This is a genomic window from Emergencia sp. 1XD21-10 (genome assembly GCF_009936045.1).
In the GTDB taxonomy this organism is placed as follows: Bacteria; Bacillota; Clostridia; order Peptostreptococcales; family Anaerovoracaceae; genus Senimuribacter; species Senimuribacter intestinalis.
Genome location: NZ_QWEQ01000016.1, coordinates 83,670 through 90,193 on the forward strand (window position 1 = coordinate 83,670; position 6,524 = coordinate 90,193).

Consider the following 6,524-nt stretch of genomic DNA (forward strand, 5'->3'; position numbering starts at 1 on the left):
TTATGTCTGACTTAATTGATGTGGCAAAGGGTGAGCTTGGGTATAAAGCCTCAGAGAGCAACACCAAATACGGTAAATGGTATGGGACACAAGGACCGTGGTGCGCCATGTTTGTCAGCTGGTGTGCGAATCAAGCCGGAGTTAAGACCTCAGTTGTACCGAAGTTTGCCTATGTGCCAACCGGAATGAACTGGTTCAAGAACAAGGGCAGGTACAAAGGGCGCGGTTCTTATACTCCAAAGCGAAATGATATCGTCTTCTTCGGCGGCGGCAACCATGTAGGCATTGTAGAGAAAGTCAGTGGTCAGACGCTGCACACTATTGAGGGGAATACCACAAACAGTGTGGCGCGCCGGCAGTATGCTTTGAGCAATTCTTACGTAACAGGCTTTGGGCTCGTGCATGAGCATATCACTTCTTCGGGTACGAAAAAAGACGGTAAGAAAAAGGATTCAGCTGAGGAATTAAAATACCTGAAACAAGTGCTGGCGCAGCAGGAGAAGCTGGACAAGAAGGTCAGCCAGGAGGTTAAGGAGTATGAAATATCCTCAGTAAAGGTTCATACGGTCAAAATACAGCTGATTGTTAAGCACAACGATAAATACTATGAAATGCCTGTAAAAGATGGAATGAAGGTAGTCTGGGAGCGTAAGAACGCACCTGGTAAACTGACCTTTACAACAATCCAAGATAACAAGCGGAAAATCTATAACGGTGATGCTGTTACGCTGAAAGTAGGCAGCACGAATTTCTTTTTTGGCTTTATCTTTACGTTGAAACCGCAAAAGGACGGCAGCCTTGATGTGACGGTGTACGACCAGCTGCGGTACTTCAAGAACAAAGATACATACATGTACAAGAAAAAAACGACGACGCAGCTCATCAGAATGATTGCAAAGGATTTTGGTTTGCAGGCAGGAACCCTTGCCAATACGAAAATGGCGTTCAGCCGAATCGATGACAACATGACGCTCTTTGACATTGTGGGAAACAGTCTTGATGAAACATTGATGAGCACAGGGAAAATCTATACATTGTATGATGAGTTTGGAAAGCTCAGGCTCAGGGAGCCGTGGAAAGTCAACGTCCTTATCGACAGCGAAACTGGCCAGGATTATAACTACACCAGATCTATTGACGACGGGGTATACAATCAAATTAAACTTGCCTATGAAAATGAAGAAACCGGCAGCCTGGACCTATATGTCAGCAAGTCCTCCAAATCAATCAACAAGTGGGGACTTTTGCAGTACTTTGAGAAGATTGATGATCCAAAGGTAGCAAAACTAAAGGGAAAAGTTCTCCTGAAGATGTACAACAAAGTCGCGCGGACGCTTAAGATATCTGGTGCTTTCGGCTCGACGAGGGTGCGTGCAGGGTGTCTACTTCCGGTGCTAATGACGATTTACGATGTGAAGGTGTCTAACTATCTTCTGGTGGACAAAGTGACCCATGAGTTTTCTGCTGGCCAGCATACCATGGACTTAGAACTAAGTGGAGGTGATTTCGATAGCAGCTACTAACATGACACAACTAATTAAGCAGATAGCAGCAGAGGCTGTGGCTGCAGGAAAGCCTTGTGATATTATTACCGGAACTGTGATTTCGGTAAAACCATTAAAGATAAAAGTTTCTCAGAAGCTGACGCTGTCTGAGGATTTTTTGATTTTGGGAAGAAATGTTTCAGACTACGAGACAGAAATCACTCTTTCCGGCGGCTTTGGTAGAGTGAAAGCCACGGTGCATAATGCGATGAAAAAAGGCGACACTGCAGTGATGATTCGTCAGGCAGGCGGTCAGCGCTACTTGGTGATTGATAAGGTGGTGGTATAAATGATTCCAAATCCTGATGCATACGAACTGGACGAAGAACAGGAAAACGATTTTGAAGAGGGCGTGATTCCCGATAAGACCTATCAGCTGGATTTTGAGAACCTGCGAATTGCTGGACTTGTCGATGAGATGACAGCAAGAAAGCAGGCCATCAAGAAAATCATCATGACAGAAGCGGAAGAGTATCTGATTTACGATGAAAACTACGGCTGCGCTTTGGTGGATTTAATCGGTGAGCAACCGCCGCTGGTGCAGTCTGAAGTAAGGGACAGTATCAGAGAGGGCATACTCGCCGACGATAGATTTGAGTCAGTGACCTTTACGGAGGAAAAGCTGCAGAGAGGAAAGTTATATTTGTCGCTAACAGCGACCTGCGTAGACGGTGAAGAAATTGAAGTAGAGGAGGTGGAAATCGATGTTTGAGGAAAAAACCTATGAATCTTTGATGGAAGAAATGCTGGACACGGTGGACGAAACCATCGATACCCGGCAAGGCTCTGTAATCTATGATGCGGTGGCGCCTATGGCGCTGGAAAACGCGCAGATGTACGTTGACATGGATATCTTACTGTCAGAGACTTTTGCGGACACTGCCAGCTATTATTATTTGATTAAAAGAGCCGCAGAACGCGGTATCTTTGTCAGACTGGGGATTCCTGCGGTGTTAAAGGCACAAGCAGAACCGGAAAATATTGATATTCCAATAGATACAGAATTCAGCATTGGAGAACTGAACTACACGGTTACGGAGAATTTGGGGAATGGATTTTTTGCATTAACCTGTAAAGAAGCAGGGAGTGAAGGAAACAACACCGTAGACGACGTGATTCCTTTGGAAGACGTTTCGGGCTTGGAATCAATCGGGATTGTTGGCATTATCACTGCCGGCACTGATGATGAGGACGTCGAACACCTGAGAGAACGGTACTATGCGTCCTTTGACGAAGTTGCGTTTGGCGGAAATAAGGCGGAGTACCATGAAAAGGTTCTCGAAATGGACAACGTCTTCGGGGTGAAAGTATATCCGGTCTGGAATGGCGGTGGTACGGTGAAGCTGGTTATCCTGGGCGCAGATTACCGTGCAGCGCCTGCGAAGGTAGTCGAGGCGGTGCAAGAGTCTATCGACCCAACAAAAGATGGTAGCGGCGTAGGAATCGCTCCCATCGGACATGTGGTTACTGTAGAGTCAGCTACAGAAGTCGCGCTTCCTATCAGCTGTCAGATTATCTATACCGATGGCTATAGCTGGGAAGACATTAAAGATTCTTTCGCGGACAGCGTGGAGACATATTTGAAGTCTTTGCGTGAGACTTGGGAGGATACAGATGGGCTTGTAGTACGGCAGGGACGCATTGAAAGCATTCTGCTGGACATTCCCGGTGTTGATGATGTGACGGGGGTATCAATTGCCGGCGGATCAGGTAACTATGTGATGGCGGATACCGAAGTACCGATTGTGGGGGAACTCGATGGATAGAAAATTGATTGAATATCTTCCGGAGTTTTTACGAGAGTTCCGGGAAATGAAATTTTTGACAGATAAAGAACAGGTGCAGGCGGAGCGGCTTTGGAAAACGCTGGAGTCGATTTGGCAGAACCAGTTCATCGAGACGCTCGGTGAAGAGGGCTGCAGGCGATGGGAAGGCATTTTGCAAATCCATCACAGAGGATATAGGTCCTTAAAAGAACGGCGTGACACGATTCTGAGTAAAATGGCTGAACAAAGACCGTTTACAATACGAACACTGAGGAGAACTCTTACAGCGCTTTGTGGAGAAGATGGTTTTGACATAATGCTGATTCCTGAGGAATATTTTCTGCAGGTGAGAGTAAGGGTTGCAGCGGAAACAACAGACAGGGATGCAAAAGGACTGCTTCGTGCTGTAGATGATTATGTGGAGCGTGTTAAACCTTGCAATCTTACGTATGATTCCTCTTTATTTGATAGACATACTGGCATTGCTGGTAGTTATTATGCTTGTGCGGTGTCCACATCAAAAACTTATACTATGGAGGTGGCTATATAATGGCATCGTGGAATAATGTAACGAAAACGGAACAGGGTCTGGCACTGGAACAGAAACTATTGACACAGGAAAAACCGCTGCGGCTTGTGTCAGCAAGGAGCGGTGCGGGAAAGGTGAATCCGACCCAACTTGTTAAACAGACAGCGGTTTCAGATCCAAAACAGACACTTGAGTTAAGACCTGTGTATTTATCGGAGGAGAATACAGCAACGATTCCAGTAATGCTTTCCAATGCCGGACTTGCGGAAGGGTACACCTTATATCAGGTAGGCATTTATGCAGAGGACCCAGACGGCGGAGAAGTGCTGTATATCATCGCCCAGACGGATATTATCAGTGGTGAAAGTGTGCCGGGAGCTGCGGAATCCGCAGGATATTCCATTGACTGGAATATCGTCGTAAAGGTTAGCAAAGCATCATCTATCGAAGTTGCGGTAAACGAAGCCGGGAAGCTGACATTATCACAGGCGGATGCGCTGTATCTACGAAAAGAAACGATGGATGACGCTCTTTCCGGCAAGGTGGATAAGGTAACAGGAAAGGGATTATCGACGAATGATTTTACTAATACCTACAAAGCAACGCTGGACAACCTGCCGGACGAAATAGAGCAAAACAGCAAGATTGACGCTGCCACTTCTGACCGTTACGGTCTTACAAACGGAACGCCGTCGCAGGCTTTTGACAGAGCAGTACAAATTCTGACAGCGACAATCCCGGCGGCTGGCTGGAGCACTGAGGCGAACGCAGAGGGCTGGTTTACTAATCAGGTAACCGTCACTGAAATGAAGGCGGCGTACAACCCGACGCTTGATTTAGTCATCACGTCCGCAGCACTGGCAGAAGATGAGCGGGCGGCATTTGGCTTGATTATGGAGTGTGAAACATTTGACGGATATGTGATTGCTAGAGCGCTGGAAATACCGGATATTGATATTAACGTAAGATTTACAGGAGTTTAATTATGGGAAAGGCGAAAATTATGGGTGGCGGTGGTGGAATAAATATAAAAAATGGTGTTATAACTGAAAAATATGCAACGGTTAATGACATCCCTGCGAATACATTTGTGCAAAATGTGAACAAAGGACTGAATTTGTATAAAAACTATACTGAAATGCCTGGGTTTGGATCGGACGAAGATATAGGCAATGTGGAAATAATACGGCTTAACGGAAATTTGTTTGTATTAGCCTATGTTGATAAAACAACATACAAGCTGTACGTGCGTACTGCTACATTAGACAAGACAACATATACAATCACACTTAATAATGACAAGTTTGACTGTAATTACCCGAATAAAGCATATGACATGTATCCAACAATGATACTAAAAATGTCTAATTCGTCGTTTATTGTAATACATTATCAATACGCATATGCATTCAGTGTATCAATATCAGGAATTCTCACTTTGCAAAGCGCCACTCAAATAATAGAAAAAGGTCAGGTACTAGCGGCAGATTACGATAATGAAACGCAGAGGGTAGCAATTGCGCAGTACTTCTCGCAGTTTATAAGCAGTTACACCTATTATAAATATGCACGCATATACAGTGTGGAGTCTGACGGTCTTACAGAGTTGAGCAACGTATACATAGAGAGTTCATCGGCGTATAGTGAAACTAGAAGTTGGAGTTTAAAATTTTTGGCGTCTACTACTATTTTATTAAATGCGTCTACAGCTACTACAGCAAATGTCAGTAGTCAGCTTAGATTGATGTATGTAGATGTACAAACAGGCATTTTGTCATATGACGTAACTAAAAGATTAAATGTTTCTGGATTAATATATAATATCTATATTTTGAACTCGAATAGACTTGTAGTGATAGACAAATTGCAATCAAATAGTTACAATGCGTATGTACGGTTGGGAACGATTTCGCAAGATACGATTACTTGGGAGGATTCTAAACTCGTATCAGCAAGTTCTTCGTTATTTGCAGTTTCGAGATTTTATAATAACGTAGTGTCGATAATAACAAATATCTCCCAATATGATTTCCGATGCAGCACGTTTGTTATAGACGGCAATAACTTAACCGCCTTGGAGCCAGATAGAATTACACACATCTACCCTGTCAAGGGAAAAAAATGTGACACTGAAATATCAGAAGATCATATTTGTATTGTGGGTAATGCAAAAGGGGTTACATTATTTGTAATGTCGGATTTAGAGGGGATAGTAAAATCTTGTGAATTTATAAACGGTGTAACAAAATCCGATGCAACCAAAACATCAAAAGGTAAAGTGTATTACTGTATAGGAGGCGAACAATGATTATAATTACAGACAGAACAAGTAACAGAATTATTGAAACAGGCGAAACTTTGGAGCACTTGGAAAATGGTTATCCACTGCTTACAGATAAACACGTATATTTTGCTATAAATGATGTAAGTGTACACGAAGTTGATAGCATACCATAAGGTGTGATGCCATCAAAACACTGCTACACAGAGACGGAGGGATTTTACAAAAATCCTGATTACGTAGAGCCGAATCCATACGGCATCCCTGACGAACTGGTGGAACAGATAAAAAATGATACTATCGCACAAGTGCAGGAAGGAGTTATCAATGGGGAAATGTAAAATTATGTATTGGGGGGGGGGGGGGGGGGGGGGTAAAAAAAAAAAAAAAAAAAAAAAAAAAAA

The 6,524-nt window shown here is 43.7% G+C and carries 9 protein-coding genes; all 9 read left to right on the plus strand.

Annotated elements, in window-relative coordinates; translation table 11 throughout:
- The first annotated feature begins 2 nt into the window (after positions 1 to 2).
- The 9 genes from D1151_RS11230 to D1151_RS11265 are packed head-to-tail and all read left to right on the plus strand — an operon-like array spanning position 3 to position 6,461.
- The gene (locus D1151_RS11230) at positions 3 to 1,523 is read left to right on the plus strand and encodes a CHAP domain-containing protein (protein ID WP_161908949.1); all 1,521 of its coding nucleotides are present in this window, start codon (positions 3 to 5) and stop codon (positions 1,521 to 1,523) included.
- A 1-nt stretch (position 1,524) separates the two neighbouring features.
- Positions 1,525 to 1,833 carry a DUF2577 domain-containing protein gene (locus tag D1151_RS11235; protein WP_161908950.1) on the plus strand — a complete coding sequence of 103 codons (309 nt, stop codon included), beginning with the start codon at positions 1,525 to 1,527 and terminating at the stop codon, positions 1,831 to 1,833.
- Entirely contained in the window at positions 1,834 to 2,256 is a 423-nt protein-coding gene (locus D1151_RS11240) for a DUF2634 domain-containing protein (RefSeq protein WP_161908951.1), read from the plus strand.
- On the plus strand, positions 2,249 to 3,310 hold the full coding sequence (locus D1151_RS11245; RefSeq protein WP_161908952.1) for a baseplate J/gp47 family protein: 1,062 nt from the start codon (positions 2,249 to 2,251) through the stop codon (positions 3,308 to 3,310). Before D1151_RS11240 ends, D1151_RS11245 begins: the two co-directional genes overlap by 8 nt.
- Positions 3,303 to 3,860 carry a putative phage tail protein gene (locus tag D1151_RS11250; RefSeq protein ID WP_161908953.1) on the plus strand — a complete coding sequence of 186 codons (558 nt, stop codon included), beginning with the start codon at positions 3,303 to 3,305 and terminating at the stop codon, positions 3,858 to 3,860. The genes D1151_RS11245 and D1151_RS11250 overlap by 8 nt, the downstream gene beginning before the upstream one ends.
- Positions 3,860 to 4,822, plus strand: coding sequence for a hypothetical protein (locus tag D1151_RS16675; RefSeq protein WP_202620421.1), 963 nt, complete (start codon positions 3,860 to 3,862; stop codon positions 4,820 to 4,822). Before D1151_RS11250 ends, D1151_RS16675 begins: the two co-directional genes overlap by 1 nt.
- A gap of 2 nt (positions 4,823 to 4,824) precedes the next feature.
- Positions 4,825 to 6,147, plus strand: a complete 1,323-nt coding sequence (locus D1151_RS11255; protein WP_161908954.1) for a hypothetical protein — start codon at positions 4,825 to 4,827, stop codon at positions 6,145 to 6,147.
- The gene (locus D1151_RS11260; RefSeq protein ID WP_161908955.1) at positions 6,144 to 6,296 is read left to right on the plus strand and encodes a hypothetical protein; all 153 of its coding nucleotides are present in this window, start codon (positions 6,144 to 6,146) and stop codon (positions 6,294 to 6,296) included. Before D1151_RS11255 ends, D1151_RS11260 begins: the two co-directional genes overlap by 4 nt.
- 6 nt (positions 6,297 to 6,302) lie before the next feature.
- Positions 6,303 to 6,461, plus strand: coding sequence for a hypothetical protein (locus tag D1151_RS11265; protein WP_207708624.1), 159 nt, complete (start codon positions 6,303 to 6,305; stop codon positions 6,459 to 6,461).
- Positions 6,462 to 6,524: the final 63 nt, after the last annotated feature.